Source organism: Rhizobium sp. PK7-22, assembly GCF_056530405.1.
The window spans coordinates 3,312,925-3,339,324 of the sequence record NZ_CP096514.1 but is presented as its reverse complement, the minus strand read 5'-3'; the positions used below and the strand labels follow the sequence as shown (position 1 = coordinate 3,339,324).

Annotated in this window: 27 protein-coding genes; 21 read left to right on the top strand and 6 right to left on the bottom strand. The window is 63.2% G+C overall.

Annotated elements, in window-relative coordinates; translation table 11 throughout:
* The first annotated feature begins 17 nt into the window (after positions 1–17).
* From ruvC to M1E10_RS21130, 7 genes are all read left to right on the top strand, one after another.
* Positions 18–530, top strand: a complete 513-nt coding sequence (gene ruvC, locus M1E10_RS21160) for a crossover junction endodeoxyribonuclease RuvC (protein ID WP_499174754.1) — start codon at positions 18–20, stop codon at positions 528–530.
* A gap of 57 nt (positions 531–587) precedes the next feature.
* On the top strand, positions 588–839 hold the full coding sequence (locus M1E10_RS21155) for an AbrB/MazE/SpoVT family DNA-binding domain-containing protein (RefSeq protein WP_499174753.1): 252 nt from the start codon (positions 588–590) through the stop codon (positions 837–839).
* Between the two features lies 1 nt (position 840).
* On the top strand, positions 841–1,254 hold the full coding sequence (locus M1E10_RS21150; RefSeq protein ID WP_499174752.1) for a type II toxin-antitoxin system VapC family toxin: 414 nt from the start codon (positions 841–843) through the stop codon (positions 1,252–1,254).
* Positions 1,255–1,264: 10 nt separating this feature from the next.
* On the top strand, positions 1,265–1,882 hold the full coding sequence (gene ruvA, locus M1E10_RS21145) for a Holliday junction ATP-dependent DNA helicase RuvA (protein WP_499174751.1): 618 nt from the start codon (positions 1,265–1,267) through the stop codon (positions 1,880–1,882).
* Positions 1,883–1,954: 72 nt separating this feature from the next.
* Positions 1,955–2,995, top strand: coding sequence for a Holliday junction branch migration DNA helicase RuvB (gene ruvB / locus M1E10_RS21140; RefSeq protein WP_499174750.1), 1,041 nt, complete (start codon positions 1,955–1,957; stop codon positions 2,993–2,995).
* Complete coding sequence (locus M1E10_RS21135; protein ID WP_499174749.1) at positions 2,996–3,910, top strand: metallophosphoesterase; 915 nt, start codon at positions 2,996–2,998, stop codon at positions 3,908–3,910. It abuts the gene before it with no gap.
* Between the two features lie 30 nt (positions 3,911–3,940).
* Positions 3,941–4,156, top strand: coding sequence for a hypervirulence associated TUDOR domain-containing protein (locus M1E10_RS21130; protein ID WP_499174748.1), 216 nt, complete (start codon positions 3,941–3,943; stop codon positions 4,154–4,156).
* A 58-nt stretch (positions 4,157–4,214) separates the two neighbouring features.
* Here the strand turns inward: M1E10_RS21130 and M1E10_RS21125 are convergent, their stop codons facing one another.
* The 4 genes from M1E10_RS21125 to M1E10_RS21110 all read right to left on the bottom strand — a co-directional run bounded on the left by M1E10_RS21125 (position 4,215) and on the right by M1E10_RS21110 (position 8,511).
* Positions 4,215–5,414: a hypothetical protein gene (locus M1E10_RS21125; protein WP_499174747.1), complete on the bottom strand. Its 1,200-nt coding sequence runs from the start codon at positions 5,412–5,414 to the stop codon at positions 4,215–4,217.
* Positions 5,415–5,534: 120 nt separating this feature from the next.
* Entirely contained in the window at positions 5,535–6,431 is an 897-nt protein-coding gene (locus tag M1E10_RS21120) for an NAD-dependent epimerase/dehydratase family protein (RefSeq protein ID WP_499174746.1), read from the bottom strand.
* Positions 6,428–7,291, bottom strand: coding sequence for a glycosyltransferase (locus M1E10_RS21115; RefSeq protein WP_499174745.1), 864 nt, complete (start codon positions 7,289–7,291; stop codon positions 6,428–6,430). Before M1E10_RS21115 ends, M1E10_RS21120 begins: the two co-directional genes overlap by 4 nt.
* Positions 7,291–8,511, bottom strand: coding sequence for an NAD-dependent epimerase/dehydratase family protein (locus M1E10_RS21110; RefSeq protein ID WP_499174744.1), 1,221 nt, complete (start codon positions 8,509–8,511; stop codon positions 7,291–7,293). Before M1E10_RS21110 ends, M1E10_RS21115 begins: the two co-directional genes overlap by 1 nt.
* Positions 8,512–8,633: 122 nt before the next feature.
* Here M1E10_RS21110 and ybgC point away from each other — a divergent pair, with 122 nt between their 5' ends.
* The 11 genes from ybgC to M1E10_RS21055 all read left to right on the top strand — a co-directional run bounded on the left by ybgC (position 8,634) and on the right by M1E10_RS21055 (position 20,806).
* The gene (ybgC, locus tag M1E10_RS21105) at positions 8,634–9,083 is read left to right on the top strand and encodes a tol-pal system-associated acyl-CoA thioesterase (protein WP_499174743.1); all 450 of its coding nucleotides are present in this window, start codon (positions 8,634–8,636) and stop codon (positions 9,081–9,083) included.
* 232 nt (positions 9,084–9,315) lie between these two features.
* On the top strand, positions 9,316–10,035 hold the full coding sequence (tolQ, locus tag M1E10_RS21100; RefSeq protein ID WP_499174742.1) for a protein TolQ: 720 nt from the start codon (positions 9,316–9,318) through the stop codon (positions 10,033–10,035).
* A gap of 24 nt (positions 10,036–10,059) precedes the next feature.
* Positions 10,060–10,515 (top strand): ExbD/TolR family protein, encoded by a 456-nt coding sequence (tolR, locus tag M1E10_RS21095; RefSeq protein WP_499174741.1) that lies wholly within the window; start codon positions 10,060–10,062, stop codon positions 10,513–10,515.
* Between the two features lie 10 nt (positions 10,516–10,525).
* Positions 10,526–11,647: a cell envelope integrity TolA family protein gene (gene tolA / locus M1E10_RS21090; protein ID WP_499174740.1), complete on the top strand. Its 1,122-nt coding sequence runs from the start codon at positions 10,526–10,528 to the stop codon at positions 11,645–11,647.
* A gap of 20 nt (positions 11,648–11,667) precedes the next feature.
* On the top strand, positions 11,668–12,972 hold the full coding sequence (tolB, locus tag M1E10_RS21085) for a Tol-Pal system protein TolB (RefSeq protein ID WP_499174739.1): 1,305 nt from the start codon (positions 11,668–11,670) through the stop codon (positions 12,970–12,972).
* A gap of 173 nt (positions 12,973–13,145) precedes the next feature.
* The gene (gene pal / locus M1E10_RS21080; RefSeq protein WP_499174738.1) at positions 13,146–13,688 is read left to right on the top strand and encodes a peptidoglycan-associated lipoprotein; all 543 of its coding nucleotides are present in this window, start codon (positions 13,146–13,148) and stop codon (positions 13,686–13,688) included.
* Positions 13,689–13,863: 175 nt separating this feature from the next.
* Entirely contained in the window at positions 13,864–14,889 is a 1,026-nt protein-coding gene (ybgF, locus tag M1E10_RS21075) for a tol-pal system protein YbgF (protein ID WP_499174737.1), read from the top strand.
* 64 nt (positions 14,890–14,953) lie between these two features.
* Positions 14,954–16,186: a tRNA lysidine(34) synthetase gene (tilS, locus tag M1E10_RS21070; RefSeq protein WP_499174736.1), complete on the top strand. Its 1,233-nt coding sequence runs from the start codon at positions 14,954–14,956 to the stop codon at positions 16,184–16,186.
* Positions 16,187–16,300: 114 nt separating this feature from the next.
* Positions 16,301–18,238: an ATP-dependent metallopeptidase FtsH/Yme1/Tma family protein gene (ftsH, locus tag M1E10_RS21065; RefSeq protein ID WP_499174735.1), complete on the top strand. Its 1,938-nt coding sequence runs from the start codon at positions 16,301–16,303 to the stop codon at positions 18,236–18,238.
* Positions 18,239–18,446: 208 nt separating this feature from the next.
* Positions 18,447–19,799 (top strand): phosphoglucosamine mutase, encoded by a 1,353-nt coding sequence (gene glmM / locus M1E10_RS21060; protein WP_499174734.1) that lies wholly within the window; start codon positions 18,447–18,449, stop codon positions 19,797–19,799.
* A gap of 167 nt (positions 19,800–19,966) precedes the next feature.
* Positions 19,967–20,806 carry an outer membrane protein gene (locus tag M1E10_RS21055; protein ID WP_499174733.1) on the top strand — a complete coding sequence of 280 codons (840 nt, stop codon included), beginning with the start codon at positions 19,967–19,969 and terminating at the stop codon, positions 20,804–20,806.
* 76 nt (positions 20,807–20,882) lie between these two features.
* On the opposite strand, the gene M1E10_RS21050 is transcribed toward M1E10_RS21055, so the two are convergent.
* A complete protein-coding gene (locus M1E10_RS21050) occupies positions 20,883–21,473 on the bottom strand; it encodes a DoxX family protein (protein ID WP_499174732.1) in 591 nt (196 codons plus the stop codon).
* 304 nt (positions 21,474–21,777) lie between these two features.
* Here M1E10_RS21050 and M1E10_RS21045 point away from each other — a divergent pair, with 304 nt between their 5' ends.
* The 3 genes from M1E10_RS21045 (at position 21,778) to M1E10_RS21035 (ending at position 25,919) form a co-directional block, all read left to right on the top strand.
* A complete protein-coding gene (locus M1E10_RS21045) occupies positions 21,778–22,956 on the top strand; it encodes a phosphoserine transaminase (RefSeq protein WP_499174731.1) in 1,179 nt (392 codons plus the stop codon).
* 159 nt (positions 22,957–23,115) lie between these two features.
* Positions 23,116–24,711, top strand: coding sequence for a Rossmann-fold NAD(P)-binding domain-containing protein (gene serA, locus M1E10_RS21040; RefSeq protein WP_499174730.1), 1,596 nt, complete (start codon positions 23,116–23,118; stop codon positions 24,709–24,711).
* A gap of 206 nt (positions 24,712–24,917) precedes the next feature.
* Positions 24,918–25,919: a Tim44 domain-containing protein gene (locus M1E10_RS21035; RefSeq protein WP_499174729.1), complete on the top strand. Its 1,002-nt coding sequence runs from the start codon at positions 24,918–24,920 to the stop codon at positions 25,917–25,919.
* Here M1E10_RS21035 and M1E10_RS21030 read toward each other — a convergent pair.
* The gene (locus tag M1E10_RS21030; protein ID WP_499174728.1) at positions 25,916–26,347 is read right to left on the bottom strand and encodes a DUF1810 domain-containing protein; all 432 of its coding nucleotides are present in this window, start codon (positions 26,345–26,347) and stop codon (positions 25,916–25,918) included. The two genes, M1E10_RS21035 and M1E10_RS21030, sit on opposite strands and share 4 nt — an antisense overlap.
* Positions 26,348–26,400 lie beyond the last annotated feature (53 nt).

The window sequence follows — 26,400 nt, the reverse complement described above, 5'->3', positions numbered from 1 at the left end:
AAGATAGAGTGACCGACATGACAGAGACGATTCGCATCATCGGCATTGATCCCGGCCTGCGCCGCACCGGCTGGGGCGTCATCGAGACGCTCGGCAACAGCCTTCGCTTCGTCGCCTCCGGAACGGTGATGTCCGACGGCGATCTCGACCTCGCCTCGCGGCTCTGCCAGCTGCACGACGGGCTGGCGGAGGTGGTGGATTCCTATCAGCCGCAGGAGGCGGCGGTGGAGCAGACCTTCGTCAACAAGGATGCGGTGGCGACGCTGAAGCTCGGCCAGGCCCGCGGCGTGGTGATGCTGGTGCCGGCGCGGGCGGGACTGCGGGTTTCGGAGTATGCCCCGAATGCCGTGAAGAAGGCGGTGATCGGCGTCGGACACGGCGACAAGAAGCAGATCCACATGATGCTGAAGATCCTGATGCCGAAGGCGACCTTCGTCGGCAATGACGCCGCCGATGCCCTGGCAATCGCCATCTGCCACGCCCATAATCGCGGCGGCGAACGGCTGCGGAAGATGCTGGCATCGGCATAGCGTGTTCTTGACTTGTTCCGTCAGTTGGAATAAGTATTACCTAACAGGAGCACGGTCATGCGCGTCACATCCAAGGGGCAGGTCACCATTCCGCGCGATCTCCGCGAGCTTGCGGGCATCGAACCGAATTCGGAGGTGGTCTTCACCGTCGAGGACGGGAAGCTTATCGTGGCGCCGAAGAAGGATCCTCAGCGCCAGCAGGAACGGCAGCGGCTGGATGACTTCATGGCGACCCTGAAGCGCCTGGAGGGGACCGGCGACCCGGCAGTAGACGCCGAGACGCTCATGGGCATGACGCGGGATCGCTGAGATGGCCGTCCTGGTCGATACCAATGTGCTGGTCGATATCGCCGTTCGGGACCCTCTCTGGCTTGAGTGGTCCCGCAATGCCCTGGCGAAGCTCGCGGGGCGTGTGCCGCTGACGATCAATCCGATCATCTACGCCGAATTCTCCGTAAGGTACGACGACATAGACGAGGTCGAGGCGCTGCTGCCGCCTGAGGAATTTCGGCGCGAAGGCCTGCCTTGGGCAGCGGCCTTTGCGGCCGGTGCCGCGTTCCGCCGGTATCGGGCGGCGGGTGGCGGGCGGGAGCGTGTGTTGCCGGACTTCCTCATCGGTGCGCATGCACTGATCCGCGGCCATGCGATCCTGACACGCGATCCGAAAGGCTACCGCACCTACTTCCCCGACGTCCCCCTCATTACCCCCGAAACCCATCCCTGACGGACATCCCATGATCGGCAAGCTCAAAGGCACCATCGACGAGATCGGCGAGGACTACGTGCTCGTCGACGTACACGGCGTCTGCTACGAGGCCTTCTGCTCGGCGCGGACATTGTCGCGCATGGGCTCTGCCGGCGAGGCGGTGGTGCTGTTCATCGAAACCTATGTGCGCGAGGACCAGCTGAAGCTCTATGGCTTCATCACCGCGCTGGAACGGGAATGGTTCAACCTGCTGCAGAGCGTGCAGGGGGTGGGGGCCAAGGTGGCGCTGGCGGTCTTGTCGACGCTGACGCCCTCAGAGCTCGCCAATGCCATCGCGCTACAGGACAAGACAGCGATATCCCGGGCGCCCGGTGTCGGCCCCAAGGTCGCGATCCGGCTCGTCACGGAGCTGAAGAACAAGGCACCGGCCTTCGCCGGGGAGGCGGCCGGCAACATCGGCTTCAAGCAGGAATTGGGCGAGGGCGTTGCCTCCGCGCCGGTCTCCGATGCCGTTTCGGCACTGACCAACCTCGGTTATTCCCGCGACCAGGCCGCCAATGCGGTGGCGGCCGCCATGAAGACGGCGGGCGAAGGGGCTGACAGCGCCAAGCTGATCCGCTTCGGCCTGAAGGAACTGGCGCGCTAGCCATGGCGACGGTGTCAAACCGGTCGCCCTTGGTGTAATGAACGACAATGATCTTGAACGGAAAATGCCCCGATGAGTGAAGCTGCCCGCCTGATATCGCCGGACAAGCGGGGCGAGGACCTCGATGTCACGCTGCGCCCGCAGACGCTGGACGACTTCACCGGCCAGGCGGAGGCGCGTGCCAACCTGAAGGTGTTCATCGAGGCGGCGAAGAACCGCGGCGAGGCGCTCGACCATGTGCTCTTCGTCGGCCCGCCGGGGCTGGGCAAGACAACGCTGGCGCAGATCATGGCGAAAGAACTCGGCGTCAACTTCCGCTCGACCTCCGGTCCGGTCATCGCCAAGGCCGGCGATCTCGCGGCGCTGCTCACCAATCTCGAAGAGCGCGACGTGCTGTTCATCGACGAGATCCACCGCTTGAGCCCGGCGGTGGAGGAAATCCTCTATCCGGCGATGGAGGATTTCCAGCTCGACCTGATCATCGGCGAGGGGCCGGCGGCGCGCTCCGTCAAGATCGACCTGTCGAAGTTCACGCTGGTGGCGGCCACCACACGGCTCGGCCTGCTGACGACGCCGCTGCGCGACCGTTTCGGCATTCCGGTCCGGTTGTCCTTCTACACGGTCGAGGAACTGGAGTTCATCGTGCGCCGCGGCGCACGGCTGATGGGACTCGGGATGACCGACGACGGCGCCCGCGAAATCGCACGCCGCGCCCGCGGCACTCCGCGCATCGCCGGCCGGCTGTTGCGCCGGGTGCGCGATTTTGCGGAAGTTGCGCGTGCGGAGGCCGTCACCCGCGAGATCGCCGACGAGGCACTGACGCGGCTTCTCGTCGACAACATGGGTCTCGACCAGCTCGACATGCGCTACCTGACGATGATCGGCGTCAACTTCGGCGGCGGACCGGTGGGGATTGAGACGATCGCCGCAGGGCTCTCGGAGCCGCGCGACGCGATCGAGGACATCATCGAGCCCTACATGATCCAGCAGGGCTTCATCCAGCGAACGCCGCGGGGACGCGTGCTGACCGCCAGCGCCTGGAAGCACCTCGGCCTGCAACCGCCGAAGGATCTCGAGGCGGCGCAGTTCCGCCTGACGCTCGAGGACGATTGATTGATTACGCGCCGAGGCTTGCTGAAGCTGGCCGGCTTTGGCTTTGCAAGCCTTGCCGCGGCGGTTGCCTATCCCCTCAGTGAGGTGCTGGCCCGCCCACGCATCATCCACTACCGGCTGACGCCGAATGGCTGGCCGCAGGGACTCGGGCTGCGCGCCTGCGTGGTGGCCGATATCCACGCCTGCGAGCCCTGGATGAACCGCAGGCGGATCGAAGCGATCTGCGCTCAGGTTCAGGACCTGAAGCCGGATATCATCCTGCTGCTGGGCGACTATCTCTCGGGGATGACGCTCGCCAGCGATCCCATCGCGCCATCGGAGTGGGCTCCGGTGCTGGGAAGCCTCGCAGCACCTCTGGGCGTGCACGCCGTTCTCGGAAATCATGACTACTGGGAAGATGGCGCCTTCCAGCAGGATCCGACGGAGATACCGGAGGTGCAGCGGGCACTGGAGGGAGTGGGCATCTCGGTTCACGTCAACCGCGCCGTTCGGATCGAAAAGGACGGGGGACACTTCTGGCTGGCGGGTCTGGGAGATCAGATGGCACTGCTGCCGGATGAGAGGCGGGGTCGGATCACCATGGAGGGAGTGGATGATCTGGAGGCGACACTCAGGGATGTGCAGGATGATGGGCCAGTGATCCTGCTCGCGCATGAACCCGACATCTTTCATGCCGGTGATGACAGGGTGGCACTTACCCTGAGCGGCCACACCCATGGCGGACAGATCAACCTTTTCGGCTGGCGCCCGTTCTCCGCCTCGCCGGGGTCCGCGCGCTATCCCGGGGGCATGTATCGGGAAGGTTCACGCCATCTCGTCGTCTCCCGAGGCCTCGGATGCTCCGCCATTCCGGTGCGCATCGGCAACCGTCCGGAACTCGTTCTTCTGGAGTTGGGGAACGAGCCGTCATCCTGACTGTTCTTCCATCGGAACAGGGAGAACGACATGACGAAGATCAAGGTTGGCGACGACGTCGAGTGGAAGTGGGGTGCAAACAAGGCCGAGGGGACGGCGAAGGAGCGGTTCACCAGCGATGTCGAGCGCACCATCAAGGGCACCAAGGTGAAGCGCAAGGCCGACAAGGACGAGCCGGCCTTCCTGATCAAGCAGGAGGACGGCGACCGGGTGTTGAAGAGCCAGTCGGAATTGAAGAAGAAGTAGATAAGCGGCCGAATGGTAAGTGGCGGAGCGGACCTACGGGCCGCTCCGCCTCCTGGTATTACTGGCTGGACAGAAGGATTTCCTGCGTCACCTTGGCCAGATTGGGATCTACCTCATAATCGTCGCTCAGATGAAGCACCCCGTCCGCGCATTGAAACCACTCGCCGGACGAGGTGATGGCCTTCTGAATGCGCGTCATGAGGTTCGGCCCGACTTTCCCTGCGGTCAGCGAATGAATTCTCTGGGCGAGAAAATCCTCCAGCCAACGCATGTTCGCTGGCGAGACGGCCGCCGCGGCAACAGCAGGGTTCTCCGAAAAATAGCCTGCGAAGGCCGCGTTGGTGGGTGCCGTCACCAGCAGTTGTACCGTGCTGTCACCAAAACCGCGCGCGGCGCCCGTGCGTTGGAGGGCTGCCAGAAAGGTGTCGGAACGTCCCGGCTCGCCCTCATGGGAGCCGAACTCCGCCAGACGCTCCAGGATCGTCGGGAGCTTTTCGTCCCGGGTTGCCATGACGCCGTCCGGCTGGAAACGCAGCGCGATGACGTCGTTAAAGCCCCGCGCGCGTATCCCGCGCGTCCAGTTATACTCGAAATCGACAACGAAGTCGCCTTCAAGTGCCGGGAAGGTTCCTTGGGGGACCTCGAAGATGACGGCGGGGTTCCACAGGTACCCGGCGTAGGAGGGCTCGGCAGGATTGGGCGGCGTCGCCGGACTGAGCCATCCGACGCCCGGAAGGCTGGTGCGCCATGAGATGGAATTCGTCGACGGGCGAGAGGCGAAGGAAACTTCCGATGCCGTGAAGGTGACGCCCACGCTGGCGCTGAGCGAGGCGCCGCCCTTGCCTCCCTCCGTTCCAGCCTCGCCGCTCAGCTCGCCACCGATCGAGAAGCTGACGGTCGCCTGTTCCACCGTGCTATTGGGCCCGAATGTGATCACCCGTGCGCCCGGTGTCCTGCAGCGAATGTCGAGCGTCATGTAGTTGGCGTAGAAGCCCACCGAAACCCAGTTTGCAGAGGGATCAACGGGCGACCCCTGGGTGCCGTGGTAGACGTCGCCCGCGACGAGATAATAGTCGCGGAGCCTGCTTTGGTCCCCCTGCATCAGCTTGTAGACCGGCAAGACCGCCGCTGCCGTCAGTTTCTGATTTTCCGTGGGCACGCTTCCCCAGCCGAAATTCGGGCCGCCTGTACGGGTTCGAGTGCCGTCCATGTGACCGACCAGTTTCCAAACTTCCGGGTTTAAAGATTCAATGGGCATCGATGCTTCTCCCTGTTGGTGGACAAGCCGGGCAAGGCCACGGCATGCCTGTGCAACCTGCACGCAAGGAGTGTAAACATAATTTTCCAAATGCAACCAGGGATATTTTATCCGCCGGGTTCACATCTTCAGGATCTTGCCGACTGGTGGGTCGTCTGTCCACGAACGGTGGAGCCTTGCCAGGGTATCTTGCAGCAAGGCGTACCCGCCCGGCGTCCATCCCAGGGCTAGGACTTTCTGGGTGTCCATTCGCCTCAGATCCACCGCGTCTTCCGAGATCTCCGGTTTGCCGCTTGAAACCAGTTGTTCGGCGCTCATGGTGATGTCGGACACGTTGAAGGACTGTCCATTGATCCGGATCCGCTGCGCCTCCAGCATCAGTTGCACCGCAGCCGCCACGTCGCGGCCGTGCACCTCGGTGCCGGCGCGGGGTGCAATGCCGCGTCCCGCAAGGTAGTCCGCATAGAGCGCGTCCCATTTGTTGGGGCGAAGCTCGCCGTAGACGCCGGTCAGGCGCAGGCTGGCGGTGACGAAATCCGGGCTGGAGAGCCCTGCCAGCGCCAATTCGGCCTCGAGCTTGATCTGTCCATAGAGGGAGGTGGGTGCAAGGTCGGCGGTTTCTTTGAGAGGAAGACCATCGGCCAGGCCGTCGTAGACGGCGCGGCTTGAGAGAAAGACGCAGCGGCGGACGCCTGCCGCTTTCGCCGTCTCGAACAGCCTGAGCGTGCCGTCGAGGTTCAGGCGGCGGAAGCGGGCGGCATCGTCGCCTTCGCCGCCGCGGTATTTTCCGGGCAGGTGGTCGAAGGCGGCGTGCACGAAGGCGTCGATGCCATCGAAGGCGTCACTCTGGTCTTTCTCCGGTTCCAGCGTCAGCGGGATGAAGCCGACGGGAGCCGTGAACCAGTGTTCCGGCGGCGGCGTGCGGCCGCCGACGGTCACTTCGTGTCCCGCCTCGGCCAGCCCGTTGACGATGTAGCGGCCTACGAGGCCGGTGCCGCCGGAGACGAGAACCTTCATTGGTGATTTCCGGGGCCGGGCAGCGACGAGATATCGGGTATCTCGCGGCCCTCATGGAAGCGATGCCAGAGATCGATCAGCGGGCGCAGCTTCTCCACCTTCGGGTGGTTCTCCTCCCAGGGCTTTTCGTACTGGTAGTGCAGGATGGCGATGCTGTTCCAGTCCCAGAGGCCGGGCATGTTGAACCAGACATATTGCAACATGTTCATGAAGACCGGCAGGCCGTGCCAGTCGGGGAAGAAGGTCTCCAGAAAGGTCTGGTCGGTGCGGCGCCAGAAGGCGTCCGGCGCGTCCAGACGTTCCAGCATCTGGTCGAAGGTCGAAAGCGCGGGGCGGGCGACGAAGACGCCGGAGTTCAGCCGGTGGAAATCGGCCAGGCTCTCGTAGACATTCGGTGCGGCGGAGAATTCCGGGTAGTCGAACAGCTTGTCGATGTTGCGCAGCACGATGGCGTCGGCGTCGATGAAGACGCAGGCCCGGTACTCCGTGAGCTGCCAGAGCCGCAGCTTGCAGAAATTGTCGAGCGGCGTGTGGAAGTCGGGTTTTCTGCCCTTCGTGAAAGGGGCGGCGCCATGCAGGTTGCGGCGGGCATGACGCTCGGCAAAGGCCTCCGACAGCGGCAGATGGTCGACCTCGACGAGCCGGCAGCCTTTTGCCGCGAGCGGTGCGAGTGCGGCTTGCTCGACGCCGCCGGTATGGAGGATGACGATGTCTGCCGTTGTGCCGGTGCGGCGCAGCGAATGGGCAAGCGCCGTTGCCCCCATCGCATAATCGGCATTGGTGACGAGCGTCACGAAGGCCAGGTCGCTGACGGCAGGCGTGGCGGGGCGAAGGCCCCGCACACCGGTTTCGGTCGGCATCAGGAGACCGACTTCAGCCGCCGGCCTTCCGGGTCGCGCTCGACCTTGGCGGCGATGTCCTTGGTCCAGGCGGAGACGGCCGGCACGCGCGAGCGGTCGACGCGGTAGGCGAACTTCTTTGCCACCTCGACGATCTCGTCGAGCAGGCCTTCGCCGAGCGTCGTGGGATCGAGGCCAAGGCCGAGGAACTTCTCGTTGCGGACGATGAGGTCGTTTTCGGCGGCCTCCTTGCGCGGGTTCGGCAGCCAGGCGATTTCGGCGCCGGTCATCTTCGCGATCATCTCGGCCAAGTCACGGACACGGTGGGTCTCGGTCATCTGGTTGAAGATCTCGACACGGCTGCCGCGCTGGGGCGGGTTGTTCAGCGCGATCTCGATGCAGCGAACGGAATCCTGGATGTGGATGAAGGCGCGCGTCTGGCCGCCGGTGCCGTGGACGGTCAGAGGATAACCGATCGCCGCCTGGATCAGGAAGCGGTTCAGGACCGTGCCGTAGTCGCCGTCGTAGTCGAAGCGGTTGACGAGCTGGGCGTGGCGGCGCGTCTGCTCCGTGTGGGTGCCCCAGACGATGCCCTGGTGGAGATCGGTGATCCGCAGCGCGTCGTTCTTGGCGTAAAACTGGAAGAGCTGCTGATCGAGGCACTTCGTCATGTGGTAGATCGAGCCGGGATTGCTCGGGTAGAGGATTTCCTGGCTGACGGTGCGACCGTCGACCGTCTCGATGCCGACCGGCAGATAGCCCTCGGGAATGGCCGCGCCGACCGTCGAGTAGCCATAAACGCCCATGGTGCCGAGATGCACGAGATGCGCATCGAGGTCGAGCTCGACCATGGCGTTCAAGAGGTTGTGGGTGGCGTTGACGTTGTTGCTGACCGTGTAGTTCTTGTGACGGTCGCTCTTCATCGAGTAGGGGGCGGCCCGCTGCTCGGCAAAATGAATGATGGCGTCGGGACGATGCTTGGCGAGCCACCCCTTCAGAAGCTCGTAGTCCTTGGCCAGATCGATCAGGTGAAAGTGGATCCGGCGCCCGGTTTCGGCATGCCAGACGCGGGTGCGTTCCTGGATGGAATCCATCGGCGTCAGCGACTGGACGCCCAGTTCCGTGTCGATCCAGCGCCGCGACAGGTTGTCGAGAATGTGGATTTCGTGGCCCTGGTCGGACAAGTGGAGGGAGGTGGGCCAGCCGACAAAACCGTCGCCGCCGAGAACTGCAATCTTCATGAATCAACTCCGCTGGTTGATGGACCGGATTTCCTGATAGGGAGGTTTTGTGACAGAAACAACAATAGTCGAGTGCCGCGCCATGGCATCCGGCCATCACGATCTTCCACTAAGGCATGACGATGACAACTGAGAATTTTCTTCTCTCCGGCCAGTTGACGGAAGCCGGACACCGGCTGGTGCAAAGGGTCTATTACGAAGACACCGATTTTTCCGGTCTCATCTATCACGCCCGCTACCTGCATTTTCTCGAGCGTGGCCGCACCGACTACCTGCGCTGCCTCGGCTGCCAGCAGAGCGAGCTTCTGGACGCTGACGAGGAGGGGCTGGTCTTCGTCGTCCACCGCATGGAGATCGACTTCAAGCTTCCCGCCAGGATGGACGACGTGCTGACGATCCTGACGGCAACGGAAAAGGCCGGCGGCGCGAAGATGGTGCTCCAACAGGAGATCCGTCGCGGCGAAACACTGCTGATCGTGGCCAAGGTGGTGATTGCGGTGATCAACCGGCACGGCCGTCCCCGACGCCTGCCGGAGACCATTGCGGAGAAATTCCTCGGCGGGCGGAAGTAGGCTAAGTCACGCTGCAGTAACGTATCGTTAACCATATTGAGGTGTACTACGGGACGAGGAATTTGTGCGCCGCACGCCTTCCTTTAACCAAATTTGAAAGCGAGAAGCCAATGCTGAAAGCTCAGGGCACCTTGGGGTAACGAGCGCTTCCGGCGGCCAGGTAAATCTCGCGAGAGCGCTTTTGAACCCGCCCGGTCCTGTGCCGGGCGTTTGGATTCGGGGATATAGGTAGATGGAAGATGTAGGTTTGGCTGCAGCGACCCACGACGTCAGTCTTTGGGCGCTGTTCATGCAGGCTGGTATCATCGTCAAGCTGGTCATGCTTGGGCTGATGGCGGCCTCGGTCTGGACCTGGGCGATTGTCATCGACAAGTACGTCAGCTTCGCCAAGGCAAGGCGCCAGTTCGACCAGTTCGAGCAGGTGTTCTGGTCAGGCCAGTCGCTGGAGGAGTTGTACCGGACGCTGGCGGAGCGCCAGAACACCGGCCTCTCGGCGATCTTCGTCGCTGCCATGCGCGAGTGGAAGAAGAGCTTTGAGCGGGGCGCCCGTTCGCCGATCGGCCTGCAGATGCGAATTGACCGGGCCATGGACGTAACCATGGCGCGCGAGGCCGAAACCTTCGAAGGCCGCCTCGGGTCGCTGGCGACGATCGGCTCCGCCGGTCCGTTCATTGGCCTCTTCGGCACCGTGGTCGGTATCATGACCTCGTTCCAGGCCATCGCCGGGTCGAAGTCCACCAATCTTGCGGTCGTTGCGCCCGGTATCGCCGAAGCGCTTCTGGCAACCGCGATCGGCCTCGTCGCCGCCATTCCGGCGGTCATCGCCTACAACAAGTTCTCTGCCGATGCAGGCAAGCTTTCGGCCCGCATGGAGGGCTTTGCGGACGAGTTCTCCGGGATTCTGTCACGGCAGATCGACGAGAAGCTGCAGCCGCGCCAGGCGGCGCAGTAACGCAGTCGAGAAGGAGTTTCCCTCATGGGCATGTCAGCCGGTGGTGCAAAGAGTTCAGGTGGCGGGCGCAGACGGCGCGGCGGCCGCAGGAATGCGCCCGTCAGCGAGATCAACGTCACGCCGCTCGTCGACGTCATGCTGGTGCTCCTGATCATCTTCATGGTGGCCGCGCCGATGATGACAGTCGGCGTACCGATCGACCTGCCGGAGACGCAGGCGACGGCCATGAATTCGGATACCCAACCAATCACCGTGTCCGTCAATCCCGCCGGGGAAATCTACCTGCAGGAAACGGCCATCGGACTCGACGAAGTGGTGCCGAAGCTCGAGGCGATCGCCACCACGGGCTACAGCGAACGCATCTATGTGCGCGGCGACACCGCCGCCGCCTACGGCGTCGTCATGCAGGTCATGGCGCGGATTTCATCGGCAGGGTTCAAGAACATCGGTCTTGTGACCCTCCAGGAACAGGAGCAGTGATCGGTTCGCGATGAAGGCAAGTCTCGGGACATCGCTGGTTCTTCACACCGTGGCGCTCGGCTTCGCGCTGGTGTCGCTTGGCACGCCCGCGTCTTTCGACGTGGCCGATGTCGAGGCGTTGCCGGTCGACATCATTCCGGTGGAATCGATCACCCAGATCCAGCAGGGCGACAAAAAGGCACCGCTTGCGGAGACGGCGGCACCCGTGCCGACGACCAAGCCCAATATCGTCGAGAACGCCGAGAATGCTGGCGACAACGACGTCGACCTGAAGGCGCCGCCGACGCCGACACAGCGACCGATCGAGACGGAAGTCGCGGCCGCGCCGGAAAAGACCGATAATCCGCTGCCCAACCCCACGACCGAGACGAATACGATCAAGGAGATCGTGCCGGAAGAGACGGCGCCGAAGCCGACCGAGGTTGCCGCCCTGCCGGAGACGAAGCCGGAGGTCGCACCCGAGCCGACGCCGGAACCGACGCCCGAACCCGCGCCGGAAGCGGCGGCTGCCGAAGAAATCCCGCTCCCGGACACCGTTCCCGTACCCGCCGCACGTCCACGGCCGGAGCCGCCGAAGGAACAGGCAAAGCCTGCCGAGAAGCCTGCGGAGAAGAAGCCCGAGACGCCGAAGGCTGCCGAGAAGCCGAGCGACAAGAAGGTCGCCGACAAGAAGCAGGAAACCGCAAAATCGACGTCATCCAAGGATAGCGACTTCAACGCCGACGAGATCGCAGCACTGCTCAACAAGCAGGAAGCCTCCGGCGGTGGCGCGAAACGCTCGACCGAGACGGCTGCACTGGGCGGCAAGAAGACCACCAGCGGTTCATCGCTCAGCCAGAGCGAAATGGATGCGCTGCGCGGTCAAATTCAGAATAACTGGTCGATCATCGCCGGCATCGAAGGTGCCGACGGGGTGATCATCACCGTTTCCATGAAGTTGGACGAGAGCGGCGCCATCGTCGGCCGTCCGGAAGTCACAGCGACCGGCGGTTCCGATACTGCCCGTCGCACCCTCGAAGGAAGCGCGCTCCGTGCCGTAATGCGCTCGGCTCCCTTCAAGAACCTTCCCGTCGAAAAATACGATGCCTGGAGTGAGGTTGTCGTGAATTTCGACCCCAGCGAAATGCTGTAATAGCTGAAAGGCTGAACACTATGATGAAACGCAATTTCATCCGCCTGATGATCGCGTTTGCCGGGATGGCGATGTCCTTCGCGCCGGCTTATGCCCTGGTGGAAATCAATATCAACAGGGGCAATGTCGAGCCTCTGCCGATCGCTGTCACCGACTTCATGTCCGGAAACGAGCTCGGCGCCCAGATCAGCCAGGTGATTGCTGCCGACTTGCAGCGCTCCGGCTTGTTTGCGCCAGTCAACAAGGCTGCCTTCATCGAGAAGATCAGCAATCCCGATCAGCAGCCGCGCTTCGAGGACTGGAAGGTCATCAACGCCCAGGCACTGGTGACGGGCCGGGTGACGCGCGAAAGCGACGGCCGCCTGCGCGCCGAGTTCCGCCTCTGGGACACCTTCGCCGGCCAGCAGATGACCGGTCAGCAGTTCTTCACGCAGCCGGAAAACTGGCGCCGCGTCGCCCACATCATTGCCGACGCGATCTATGAGCGCGTCACCGGCGAGAAGGGCTATTTCGACACCCGTGTCGTCTTCGTCTCCGAGAGCGGCCCGAAGACTGCCCGCCAGCGCCAGCTCGCGATCATGGACCAGGACGGCTTCAATGTCCGGCAGCTGACCAACGGCAACAACATCGTGCTGACGCCGCGCTTCTCGCCGAGCCGCCAGGAGGTCACCTACATGTCCTTCGAAGGCGACCAGCCGCGGGTCTACCTGCTGCAGCTGGAAACCGGGCAGCGCGAAGTGGTCGGCAACTTCCCCGGCATGACGTTTTCGCCGCGTTTCTCTCCCGACGGCCAGAAGGTGATCATGAGCCTTCAGCAGGAGGGCAATTCCAACATCTACACGATGGACCTGCGGTCGCGGACGACGACGCGGCTGACGAGCACGGCCGCGATCGACACCTCGCCCTCGTATGCGCCGGACGGTTCCCGCATCGTCTTCGAAAGCGACCGCGGCGGTCGCCAGCAGCTCTACGTCATGGGAGCCGACGGCTCCGGCCAGACGCGCATCTCCTTCGGGGATGGCTCCTATTCCACCCCGGTCTGGTCGCCGCGCGGCGATCTAATCGCCTTCACGAAGCAGTCGGGCGGCAAGTTCTCGATCGGCGTCATGAAGCCTGACGGCTCGGGCGAGCGCATCCTGACGACCGGCTTCCACAACGAGGGGCCGACCTGGGCGCCGAACGGTCGCGTGCTGATGTTCTTCCGGCAGAACGCCGGGGCAGGCGGACCGCAGCTCTATTCCATCGACCTGACGGGCTACAACGAGCAACTGGTCAAGACGCCGTCCTACGGTTCGGACCCGGCCTGGTCGCCGCTTCTCGAATGATGGCAGAATGCGGACGGGGGCGGCGCGCCGCCTCTTTGCCGCCCCAATCTCCTGAAAAGGAGCGGTTGAGGAACACGGAAACGGTTCGTTAACCATACGTATTTCAAGATGATTAACTGCCTCCGGTTAGAGTCCGGCAACTCTATTTACGTTGATCCAAGGAGAGACCGGCTATGAGCCGTACCTATACCCCGGCAATCAGCCGAATGCAGACCCTCGCCCGCAACCCAGCCGTTCTGGCGCTGACGCTGGCACTGGCCTTGACCGGTTGCGCCAACAAGAAGAACCTGCCGAACAATGCTGGCGACCTCGGACTCGGTGGTGCTGCCGGTGCGGGCGCCTCGACACCCGGCTCGGCCCAAGACTTCACCGTCAACGTCGGCGACCGGATCTTCTTCGATACCGATTCGACCTCGATCCGCGCGGATGCCCAGCAGACGCTCGATCGCCAGGCGCAGTGGCTTGCCCGCTACCCGAACTATGCGATCACCGTCGAAGGTCACGCCGACGAACGCGGCACCCGCGAGTACAACCTGGCGCTCGGCGCACGCCGCGCCTCCGCGACGAAGGAATATCTTGCTGCCCGCGGCGTTCCGGCCAACCGGATCCGGACGATCTCCTACGGCAAGGAAAAGCCCGTTGCCGTCTGCGACGACATTTCCTGCTGGTCACAGAATCGCCGCGCCGTCACGGTGCTCGGCGGCGCCGGCATGTAACGCAGATATCGGCGCACAATATTGTGAAGGCGGTCCATCGGGCCGCCTTTTCCGTTTCTCCATAGTTTGGCCGAACTTGAGTTGATTTTAGGGGCGGGCTTAGTTGCTTTTTGGCGTGGATTGACAAAATCTGCAGTCGCGCAAACTCGACGCAGATCAAAGCAGGACGGACGATATGAAGAAACTTGTCTTGGCAGCAATGCTGGGGCTGATGGCGGCGGGCGGCCCCGCCGGGGCATTCTCTTTGCCGGAGCTCTTTCCGCAACGGGGTCAGGCATCGCAGACGCCGCGGGCGCCTGAGGCATCGGTGGTGCTGGCACAAAGCACCGACGGGCCGGTTCGGGTCCAGCAGCTGGAGGAAGAAATTCGCCAGCTGAACGGGCGGATCGAGGAAATGAGCTTCCAGCTTCTGCAGATGCAGGAGCAAATGCGAAAGACCCAGGAAGACAACGAGTTCCGGTTCCAGGAGCTCGAGAAGAGTGAAAATGGAGCGGCCGGGAGACCGGCCGCTACCGCATCCACGTCGCAGCCCGCCGCTCCGGCGACGGAAGCCGACGACGTGGCGCGGCTCATCGGGACGCCACCTGCGGCGCCGTCGGGCGCTGCCGGGCCATCCGGAGCACCGGGGGCACCTGAAACCGTGCTCGGGGCGATCGACTTCGACCAGAATGGCAACCCGCGCAACGTCAGCCGCAATGATGTTGACAATTCCTCCAGCCTGCCGGGCGTCGATCCCGGGCCGGGCCTTCCTGCCCAGGGGCAGGCGACCGGGGTAAACCCGGGCCAGGTGCCGGATACGCAGCAGACGGCCTCGCTCGGCAGCGAGAGCGACACCTATCAGGTTGCCTACAACCATGTGCTCACCGGCGACTATGCCCTGGCAGAGCAGGGGTTCACCCAGTATCTGAGCGAGTTTCCCGAAGCCGAGCGGGCTGCGGACGCAAACTTCTGGCTCGGCGAGGCTCAGTACTCCCAGGCCAAATACACCGAGTCCGCCAAGACCTTCCTGAATGCCCACCAGACCTATGCCAAATCACCCAAGGCGCCGGAAATGCTCTTGAAGCTTGGCATGTCGCTTGCCGCGCTCGACAATTCCGAGACTGCCTGCGCAACACTGGGTGAGGTCAAAAAGCGCTATCCGAACGCGCAGCGCCCCGTGCTGTCCAAAGTGTCGTCCGAGCAGAAACGCCTCGGCTGCTGATCGGCTGCCGGTGTTGAGCGCCGACCATCCTTCCATTCTTTCCGCGCAAGAAGCCGTCCGCGTCTTGCTGCAGGCTCTTCCGAGGCCCGTGCGCCTCCTCGTCGCCATTTCCGGCGGCAGCGACTCGACCGGCCTGCTGGTGGCGCTTGCAGCCCATGCGGGCGCGGATGTGTCGCTGAGCGCCGTCACCATCGACCACCGGCTCCGGCCCGAATCGACAGCCGAGGCTGCCACCGTCGCACAGCTCTGTGCCAAGCTTGATATTCCCCACACGACCCTCGCCTGGACCGACGAAAAGCCGATGAGCGGTCTCTCCGCCGCAGCGCGGGAGGCGCGCTATGTGCTGCTGTGCCAGGCCGCTGCGGACATGGGCGCCACGGCGATTGTCACCGGCCACACGCTGGACGACCAGTTGGAGACGGTTGCCATGCGCCAATCCCGCGGCGACGGCTGGGTTCCCGGACATGCCGGCATGGCGGATGCGGTGCTCCTGCACCGTCGCCACTGGCTGCTGCGGCCGTTTCTGCGGACAAGGCGCCGGGACATCCGCGACTTTCTGCGTGAGGCGGGGCACGGCTGGATCGATGATCCGTCCAACGGTGACATGCGCTACGAGCGGGTGAGGACGAGGGCAGAGCTCCCGGCGGCGGATGCTGGCACGCTGTGCGACATCGAAGCGGCGGGGAAGCGGCGGCGTGCGCTGTCAGACGCAGCCGCGGTCCTGCTTGCCGAGCACGCGCAGGTGCAACATGGCGTCCTAATGCATCTTCGGCCTTCCGCGCTGGTGGCGGAGGCTGCGGTGCTGCGCCATGCGCTGTCGGCCGCGGCCGCCGTGATCGGCGGCCGCGAGCATGGTCCTGCTTCTCGGAGCATGGACCGGCTGATGGACGTGGTAAAGGCACAAGGCCTCCACCGGCTGACGGCCGGGCGGGTTGTGTTCGACGTCCGCCGCAGCGGCCTTTTCCTCTGCCGGGAGAGCCGCAACGTGCCTGAGGTAGAGGCGGCGGCGGGGGAGACCTGCGTCTGGGACGACCGCTTTCGCGTAATGAATACAGCGGCCGGGCCTATGAGCATCAGGCCGATGCGGGTTGACCGAGAGGAGGCGCAGGCGCTTTTTCCTGATGTGCCTGCCTCGATCGCAGCGCGCGCCGCCCGCGCCATGCCGGCGGCACCCGGCGCAGTCGCCAGGCTTGCGCCATACGACCGGTTTCTGCCCCAGTTCGACTATAAACTGGCCACCACTCTGGCAGAGCTTTTCGGATGCGACACTTTCCCGCTGGTTCCGTGGAACGATTAGGCACGGAAAAGGTAACCAGTCGATCCGGTTCGCCTTGGCAAGCAGTAGGCGGAACCCTATGTTAAGCCGCAAGCAAGGTGGCTTTCGAGCTGCCAAACAGTTCCGGGGAGTTCGATGAACCCAAACTTTAGAAATTTTGCCCTCTGGGCAATCATAGCGCTTCTGCTGATTGCGCTGTTCAGCATGTTCCAGACTGCGCCATCACAGACGAGCTCCCGGGAAATTCCGTACTCGAAATTCTTGAGTGATGTGGACGCCGGTCTGGTGCGCGAAGTGGTGGTCACGGGGAACCGGGTGATGGGGACCTATGCCGAAAACGGCACCGGATTTCAGACCTATTCCCCGGTCATCGACGATTCCCTGATCGAGCGCCTCCAGTCGAGAGACGTGACGATCGTGGCGCGCCCCGAGACGGACGGATCCTCCGGTTTCCTCAGCTATCTGGGCACGCTTTTGCCGATGCTGCTGATCCTCGGCGTCTGGCTGTTCTTCATGCGCCAGATGCAGGGCGGCGGCCGTGGCGGCGCGATGGGCTTCGGCAAGTCGAAGGCCAAGCTCCTGACCGAGGCGCATGGTCGAGTGACTTTCGAGGATGTCGCCGGTGTCGACGAAGCCAAGCAGGACCTCGAGGAAATCGTCGAATTCCTGCGCGACCCGCAGAAGTTCCAGCGCCTTGGCGGTCGTATTCCGCGCGGCGTGCTGCTCGTCGGCCCTCCGGGCACGGGTAAGACCCTGCTGGCCCGTTCCGTCGCCGGCGAGGCCAATGTGCCCTTCTTCACCATCTCCGGTTCCGACTTCGTCGAAATGTTCGTCGGCGTCGGTGCATCTCGCGTGCGCGACATGTTCGAGCAGGCCAAGAAAAACGCACCCTGCATCATCTTCATCGACGAAATCGACGCCGTCGGTCGTCACCGTGGTGCAGGTCTCGGCGGCGGCAATGACGAGCGCGAGCAGACGCTCAACCAGCTGCTCGTCGAGATGGACGGCTTTGAAGCGAACGAAGGCGTCATCCTGATTGCCGCGACGAACCGTCCCGACGTTCTCGACCCGGCGCTTCTGCGTCCCGGCCGCTTCGACCGCCAGGTCGTGGTGCCGAACCCGGACATCGTCGGCCGCGAGCGGATTCTGAAGGTCCATGCCCGCAACGTGCCGCTGGCACCCAACGTCGATCTCAAGGTGCTCGCCCGCGGGACGCCCGGCTTCTCCGGTGCCGACCTGATGAACCTCGTCAACGAAGCGGCCCTGATGGCGGCGCGGCGCAACAAGCGCGTCGTCACCATGGCAGAGTTCGAAGACGCCAAGGACAAGATCATGATGGGCGCGGAACGCCGTTCCTCCGCCATGACCGAAGCCGAAAAGAAGCTGACCGCCTATCACGAGGCAGGGCACGCCATTACCGCGCTTAATGTGCCGGTGGCGGACCCGCTGCACAAGGCAACGATCATTCCGCGTGGCCGTGCGCTGGGCATGGTCATGCAGTTGCCGGAAGGCGACCGCTATTCGATGAGCTACAAGTGGATGGTCTCGCGCCTTGTCATCATGATGGGCGGGCGTGTTGCCGAAGAGCTGACCTTCGGCAAGGAAAACATCACCTCCGGCGCGTCCTCCGACATCGAGCAGGCCACCAAGCTTGCCCGCGCCATGGTCACCCAGTGGGGCTTCTCCGACATCCTCGGACAGGTTGCCTATGGCGAGAACCAGCAGGAAGTCTTCCTCGGGCACTCGGTGTCGCAGTCAAAGAATGTTTCGGAATCGACGGCACAGAAGATCGATACCGAAGTGCGTCGGCTGATCGACGAGGCCTATACGGAAGCCCGTCGCATCCTGACCGAAAAGCACGACGAGTTCGTCATTCTGGCCGAGGGTCTCCTCGAATACGAGACGCTTTCGGGCGAAGAGATCAAGTCTTTGATCAAGGGTCAGAGACCCTCCCGCGACACGGGTGACGATACGTCGCCGCCGCGCGGATCGGCTGTCCCGAGCGCCGGCGCCAAGAAGGACGAGCCCAAGGGTGGCGAGCCTGAAGGCGGCCTGGAGCCTCAACCGCACTGATTTCGACAGTCATCGTACCAAAAAAGGCCATTCGCGAGAGCGGATGGCCTTTTCGTTTGGTAACGGGATGTAATCAGTTTTGACGGTAATTTACGTGTCTCGACGGGGAAACTGTGGCATGACCGCAGCCCTCTGGGGACACTGTTTCTCCAAGCCGCGGCGGCTGCCGCGATGACGCGCCATGAGGCGCGGTGACGAAGGAGCATGCATGACACGCCGATATTTTGGCACCGATGGAATTCGTGGACATTCCAACACCTTCCCGATGACGCCGGACCTCGCCATGCGAGTCGGTATCGCCGTCGGGACGATCTTTCGCAACGGCAGTCACCGCCACCGGGTTGTGATCGGCAAGGACACGCGCCTCTCCGGCTACATGCTGGAAAACGCCATGGTTGCCGGTTTTACCGCCGCCGGCCTCGACGCCTTCATCCTCGGACCCATTCCGACGCCCGCCGTCGCGATGTTGACCCGCTCGCTGCGGGCCGATGTCGGCGTGATGATCTCGGCCTCTCACAATCCCTACCAGGATAATGGCATCAAGCTCTTCGGCCCCGACGGCTACAAGCTTTCCGACGAGCTGGAGATGCAGATCGAGGACCTGATCGACAAGGATCTGACGTCGCAGCTTGCGAAGTCCGCCGACATCGGCCGGGCGAAACGCATCGATGGTGTCGACGACCGCTACGTCGAGCATGCCAAGCGGACGCTGCCCCGTGACGTGACCCTGCAGGGCCTCCGGGTCGTCGTCGATTGCGCCAATGGCGCCGCCTACAAGGTGGCGCCGACCGCGCTCTGGGAAATGGGTGCAGACGTCGTGACGATGGGCAACGAGCCGAATGGCCGAAACATCAACCTGGACTGCGGTTCGACCAGCCCGGGCGCGCTTCAGAAGAAGGTCCACGAGGTGAGGGCCGATATCGGCATCGCGCTCGATGGGGATGCCGACCGCGTCATCATCGTCGACGAGACCGGTGCGGTGGTCGACGGCGACCAGCTGATGGCGGTGATTGCCGAAAGCTGGGCGGCGGAGGACAAGCTTCGCGGCGGCGGGATCGTTGCCACCGTCATGTCCAACCTCGGGCTCGAGCGCTTCCTCACCTCCAAGGGCCTGAACCTCGCCCGCACCAAGGTCGGCGACCGCTATGTCGTCGAGCACATGCGCAGCCATGACTTCAACGTCGGGGGCGAGCAGTCCGGCCACATCGTCCTGTCGGATTTCGGCACCACGGGCGACGGTCTCGTCGCTGCCCTGCAAATCCTGGCGCGGGTGAAGCGGCTGGGCATTCCGGTCAGCGAACTCTGCCGTCGGTTCGAGCCGGTGCCGCAGCTTCTGAAGAACGTCCGTTTCCAGGGCGGCAAGCCGCTCGACGACATCATCGTGCAGCAGGCGATTGCCGATGCCGAAGCGGAGCTTGCGGGCAGGGGACGGCTGGTCATCCGCCCGTCGGGAACCGAGCCGCTCATCCGCGTCATGGCGGAAGGCGATGACGAGAGGCAGATCCACCGGATCGTCAACGAGCTGATCGGCGTCATTTCGAACGTGCGCAGCGTCGCCTGAGACGAGTGGGATTTCCAGCAAAAAGCCGGCCTCGCGCCGGCTTTTTGATTCGGTCTTGGTAAATTAGTATAGTTAAGCGGGTCTTTACCTTTCCGGCTCATTATCCATCCAGGATCAACCTATTGGCGTGCGCGACAGCCAATGATGACGAGCTTGGAGATGAAGCCATGAAAAAGAGCCTGCTGGGCGCAGCCGCATTGTTGCTGACGGTCGGTGCTGCCCATTCTGCCGATGTGTACCAGCCTGAGCCGCTCCCCTTCATGGACGCGCCAGAGATCACCGTAAAGGAAGCCAGTGGCTGGTATCTTCGCGGCGATGTCGGCTATTCGTTCAACAAGAGCCGCGGCGCGGAATTCATGCAGGGCAATGATGCGTCCCAGTATGTGGACTTCAATACCACTTCGCTGAAGGACAGCTTCCTGATCGGTGCCGGCGTCGGTTACCAGATCAACAACTATCTGCGCACCGACCTGACCTTCGACTATATGAAGTCGGATTTCGAAGGATCGACAGTTGGCGGTGGCGCCGCATTCGGCGCCTGCGTCGGACCCTGCACATCGCGGGATCTCTCCACCATGCATGCCTACTCGCTGCTCGCAAACGCCTATGTGGACCTCGGGACCTATGGCTCCGTCACGCCTTATGTCGGTGCCGGTATCGGTGGAACCTACGTGGATTGGAAGAACCTGCGCAACACCTCCTGCGCCGATGACGGTAGCAGCTGTGACGACTCAGTCGAGCACGAGGGCCACGGCAGCTGGCGCTTCACCTACGCTCTGATGGCCGGCGCGACCGTCGACATTACATGCGCCGTCAAGGCTGACGTGGGCTATCGCTTCCGTCACGTCACCGGCGGCGATATGTTCGGCTACAACGAAGGCGGCGGACCGGGCTGGGACAAGGGCTTCTACAGCCATGAAGCCCGCGTCGGCGCACGCTACCTTCTCGGCGGCTGCGATACACCGGTATCCTACGAGCCTCCGCTGGAGCCGATCGTCTACAAGTAACATTCGGCTTCTGCTCGCATCATAGAAAAGGCCGCTCGTTTATCCGGGCGGCCTTTTTTGTTGCTGGGTGCGCGACCTAGAATTCGCGCTTGATGAAGAGGCGGTCGATCGACCAGAAGCCACCGCCAAAGGCTGCGAAGAAGAAGGCACCGCCAGTCCAGAACAGCGAGGCGAGTTCGGCCTTGGTCTGTACCTGTTCAAGGAACTTTGTCCCGCCATCTGCCAGCCTCGTCACGGCTGTCGAGGTGAAGAAATCGCTGCCGGACTTCAGAGCCTCGATGCCGCCCGCGGTCAGGAAGGCGTGGCCATAGGGGTGGGCGTAGTGGAACCACAGCGTGATGGCGAGCATCACGCCGTTGGCCAGCGCGATCGGACGGGTGAAAAGCCCGAGCGCGATCATGGCGCCGCCGAAGAACTGCATGGCGGCGAGAAGCGGCGACCAGAGCCAGCCCGGGTAGAAGCCGAGGGTTTCGACGAACCCTGTCTGTGCCAGCGGCGCGACGATCTTCGGGTAGCCCTCGATCATCAGCATGCCGCCGATCGCCACCCGCAGCGCCACCCAGGCGAAGGGTTGGGCAAAACGTTCGTAGAAGCCCGTGAGGAAGGGCATGTAGAAGTGGTCTTTATCCTCTGTCCGTTCAGGACTGAATCCCGTCTGCATGGTCATGACTATCTCCTGATCTTAAACAAATTGAATATGAATATCAGTGGCATTGGTCTGTCTGGGGCCACAACGGCGCCGTATTCAAGCGTCTATCCGGGGCTTTGCCCGGTCCCTCGCCACCAGCAGGTGCACCATGAACCGGTGGCGGATAAATCCATTGACTTACGTCAATCCCGGCACAACCTCCCGTCTGCCCTAGACGAAGATATGCACGGACCTAAGCTTGACCGAAGCGGGCGCTTCCGGTAACACCGCGAGTGGGACACCCTTCCCCAACGAAGGGCTTTCTATCTGGAAGGATAGCCACATGAGCGATATCACCAAGCCGGACCTGCGTCCGGAAAACACCCATTTTTCTTCTGGCCCCTGCTCGAAGCGCCCCGGTTGGACGCTTGAAGCTCTCTCCGATGCACCGCTCGGTCGTTCGCACCGCGCCAAGGTCGGCAAGGCGAAGCTGAAGCAGGCCATCGATCTCACCCGTGAAATTCTGAACGTGCCGGCGGATTACCGCATCGGCATCGTGCCCGCTTCCGATACCGGCGCGGTCGAGATGGCGCTCTGGTCGCTGCTCGGCGAGCGCGGCGTCGACATGCTCTCCTGGGAGAGCTTCGGCGCCGGCTGGGTGACGGATGTCGTCAAGCAGCTGAAGCTCAAGGACGTGCGCAAGTTCGAGGCCGACTACGGCCTGCTGCCCAACATTGCCGACGTCGATTTCGACCGTGACGTCGTCTTCACCTGGAACGGCACCACCTCCGGCGTGCGTGTTCCCAATGCCGATTTCATTCCGGCCGACCGCAAGGGCCTGACGATCTGCGACGCCACCTCGGCGGCCTTTGCACAGGACATGGACTTCTCGAAGCTCGACGTCGTCACCTTCTCCTGGCAGAAGGTGCTGGGCGGCGAGGGCGGCCATGGCATGCTGATCCTGTCTCCGCGCGCCGTCGAACGCCTGGAAAGCTATGTTCCGGCCTGGCCGCTGCCGAAGATCTTCCGCATGACAAAAGGCGGCAAGCTGATCGAGGGCATCTTCACCGGCGAGACGATCAACACGCCGTCGATGCTCTGCGTCGAGGACTATCTCGACGCGCTGAACTGGGCCAAGTCGCTGGGCGGCCTCAAGGCCCTGATTGCCCGCGCCGATGCCAATGCCAAGGTGATCTTCGACTTCGTCGACGAGAACGACTGGATCGCCAACCTCGCCGTCAACGACGAGACGCGCTCGAACACCTCGGTCTGCCTGAAGATCGTCGACCCCGACGTCACGGCACTCGATGCCGATGCACAGGCGGCCTTTGCCAAGGGCATGGTGTCCATGCTCGAGAAAGAAGGCGTCGCCGTCGATATCGGCGCCTATCGCGACGCGCCGTCCGGCCTTCGCATCTGGGCCGGCGCGACCATCGAGACGGCCGACATGCAGGCGCTGATGCCCTGGCTCGGCTGGGCGTTCGAGACGCAAAAGGCCACGCTTGCGAAGGCTGCGGCCTAATCCTTCCTGACCGATTTCCAGTGCATGACATCGTCATCCTCGGCCTTGTGCCGAGGATCTGATCCCATCTCCCAGACCGATCGGTCGCAGATGCTCGGGACGAGCCCGAGCATGACGGCTGAAAGGTTTCAGTTCGAACTCATTTAAGGAGCCCAAACCATGGCACCTCGCGTTCTCGTCTCCGACGAATTGTCGGAAACCGCCGTCCAGATCTTTCGCGATCGCGGCGTCGAAGTCGATTTCCAGCCGCTGCTCGGCAAGGACAAGGAAAAGCTTGCCGAAATCATCGGCAACTACGACGGTCTCGCCATCCGCTCCGCCACCAAGGCGACGGAAAAGCTGATTGCTGCCGCGACCAACCTCAAGGTCATCGGCCGCGCCGGCATCGGCGTCGATAATGTCGACATCCAGGCCGCCTCGCGCCGCGGCATCATCGTCATGAACACGCCCTTCGGCAATTCGATCACCACCGCCGAACATGCCATCGCGCTGATGTTTGCGGTTGCCCGCCAGCTGCCGGCAGCTGATGCCTCCACCCAGGCCGGCAAGTGGGAGAAGTCGAAGTTCATGGGCGTCGAGATCACCGGCAAGACGCTCGGCGTCATCGGCGCCGGCAACATCGGCGGCATCGTCTGCCGCAAGGCGATCGGCCTCGGCATGCATGTGCTGGCCTACGACCCCTTCCTGTCGGCCGAGCGTGCCCAGGAGATGGGCGTCACCAAGGTCGAGTTCGACGAACTGCTGGCCAAGGCCGACTTCATCACCCTGCATGTGCCGATGACCGACAAGACGCGCGGCATCCTCGGCAAGGAGGCGCTGGCCAAGACGAAGCCCGGCGTGCGGATCATCAACTGCGCCCGTGGCGGCCTGGTCGACGAGGCAGCACTTGCCGACGCCATCAGGTCCGGCCACGTGGCCGGCGCCGGCTTCGACGTCTTCGAAGTCGAGCCCGCGACGGAAAGCCCGCTGTTCGGCCTGCCGAACGTCGTCTGCACGCCGCATCTGGGTGCCGCGACCACGGAAGCGCAGGAGAACGTCGCCCTGCAGGTCGCCGAGCAGATGTCGGACTATCTGGTCAAGGGCGCCGTCTCCAACGCCATCAACATGCCTTCGATCACGGCGGAAGAAGCGCCGATCCTGAAGCCTTTCATCCGTCTGGCGGATGTCCTGGGCGCCTTCGTCGGCCAGGTCACCGAAAGCGCGATCAAGGAAATCGAGATCCTCTACGACGGCTCGACGGCCGAGATGAACACCAAGGCGCTGACCAGCGCGCTGCTGGCGGGCCTCATCCGCAACCAGGTGTCGGACGTCAACATGGTTTCGGCGCCGATCATGATCAAGGAAAAGGGCATCGTGCTCTCCGAGGTCAAGCGCGACAAGACGGGCGTCTATGACGGCTACATCAAGCTGACGGTGACGACACAGAACCAGACTCGTTCGGTTGCCGGTACCGTCTTCTCCGACGGCAAGCCGCGCTTCATCCAGATCAAGGGCATCAACATGGATGCCGACGTCGGCCAGAACATGATCTACATCTCCAACACCGATGTTCCCGGCATGATCGGCTTCATGGGCACGACGCTCGGCGAGGGCGGCGTCAACATCGCCAACTTCCAGCTCGGCCGCGACCAGCAGGGCGGAGACGCGATTGCGCTGCTCTATGTCGACGCGCCGGTGAAGCAGGAGGTTCTTGACAAGCTGACGGCAAACCCGGCGATCCGCCAGGCAAAGCCGCTGGTGTTCAACGTCGACTGATCCGTTTTTCATGAACCAGAAGAAGGCCCGGCGGTTCAGCGCCGGGCCTTCTTTGTCGTGGGAGGAGGCGTGAGGTCGGAGGAAGCGAAAAAACATCGACTTCGCCGTTCAATTCTTCGCCAGTTGTCGAAAACCCCTTAAAAACCAGAGCAACTCTCGCTATATGCCTGCTAGTCCGCGCGCTTGCGGATTGTGAGGAGATCCGAATGTTTTCATCCATCCGCCACTTCAAAGGCGTGTTTGCCGTTGCTGCTCTCGCAATGGCTTTCTCGCTGGTGGCCGTCGATTTTGCAGAAGCCCGCCGCGGCGGTGGCTTCGGCAGCCGTGGCAGCCGTACCTTCAATACCCCTGCCGTCACCCGGACTGCGCCCAACCCGGCTGCACCGGTCGATCGCACCATGACCCCCGGCACGCAGCGCAATGCCGCGACGCCGAATGCTGCCGGACAGGCGGCACCTCAGAGCCGCGGCCTTTTCGGCGGTCTCGCCGGCGGTCTGCTGGGTGGCCTTTTCCTCGGCGGCCTCTTCGGCATGCTGATGGGCTCGGGCTTCGGCGGTGCCGCAGGCTTCCTCGGCATGCTGCTGCAGGTCGCGCTGATCGCCGGTCTTGCCATGCTCGCCATGCGCTTCTTCGCGCGCCGCCAGCAGCCGGCCAACGGTCCGGCCGGAACGAGTGCCCGCAATTCCCATGAGGCGCCGCAGCAGGGCGGATCATCGTTCCAGATCCCGAAGATGGGTTCGTTCGGCGCCGGCGCTGCCGCAGGTGCGGCATCCGCGCCGCGGCAGGCCTCGGATGCCACCGACGAGATCGGCGTGACCAGCCGCGATCTCAGCCTCTTCGAGAAGCTGCTGGAGCAGGTGCAGTCCGCCTATGCCGCGGAAGACTACGCGGCCCTGCGGGCCATCACAACGCCGGAAGCGATGTCGTATCTGGCCGAGGAACTGGGCGAGAACGCCACCAACGGCCTCAAGAACGAGGTGCGTGACGTGACGCTGCTGCAGGGGGATCTCTCCGAGGCATGGCGCGAAAACGGCATGGAATACGCCACCGTCGCGATGCGCTACTCCAGCATCGACGTCATGCGTGACCGCGATACCGGTGCGGTGACGAAGGGCGACCCGGATGTTGCCACGGAGACTGTCGAACTGTGGACCTTCGTGCGCAAGCCGACCCAGGAGTGGAAGCTCTCGGCAATCCAGACGGCCTAGTCACCCAGGCGCGCGACGGTCTTCTCGTCGCGGTTGCCTCCATAGAACACCGCAAGGGCTCGCTCGAAAGGCGAGCCCTTTTCGCTGACTGCTGCAAAGAGCGTCATGGAACTCTTGAACTTCATATCGTCCGGAGAGCCGAGAATGGCATGGGCGCTCGTGCCTTCATGCTGCAGCATAAAGTGCGTGCATTCCACGAGTCTCGGACCCAGCACCGGGTGACGCAGATAGGCCTTGGCTTCGGCGCGCGAGCCGATGGCGTATCGTTGCGCCATCGCTGAAGATCCCAGCCCTTCCACCTGTGGAAAGACGAACCACATCCAGTGGGAGCGCTTGGCGCCCTGCCGCAACTCGGCCAGCACCTGCACGTAGACCGGCGCCTGCGCCTCGGTAAAGCGCTCCAGATCAAAGCCGTTCGACGAACGCATCCTGTTCCTCCATGGCATTGGTGCTTCCCAATCTAGAAGTCGCCAGGCGGGAA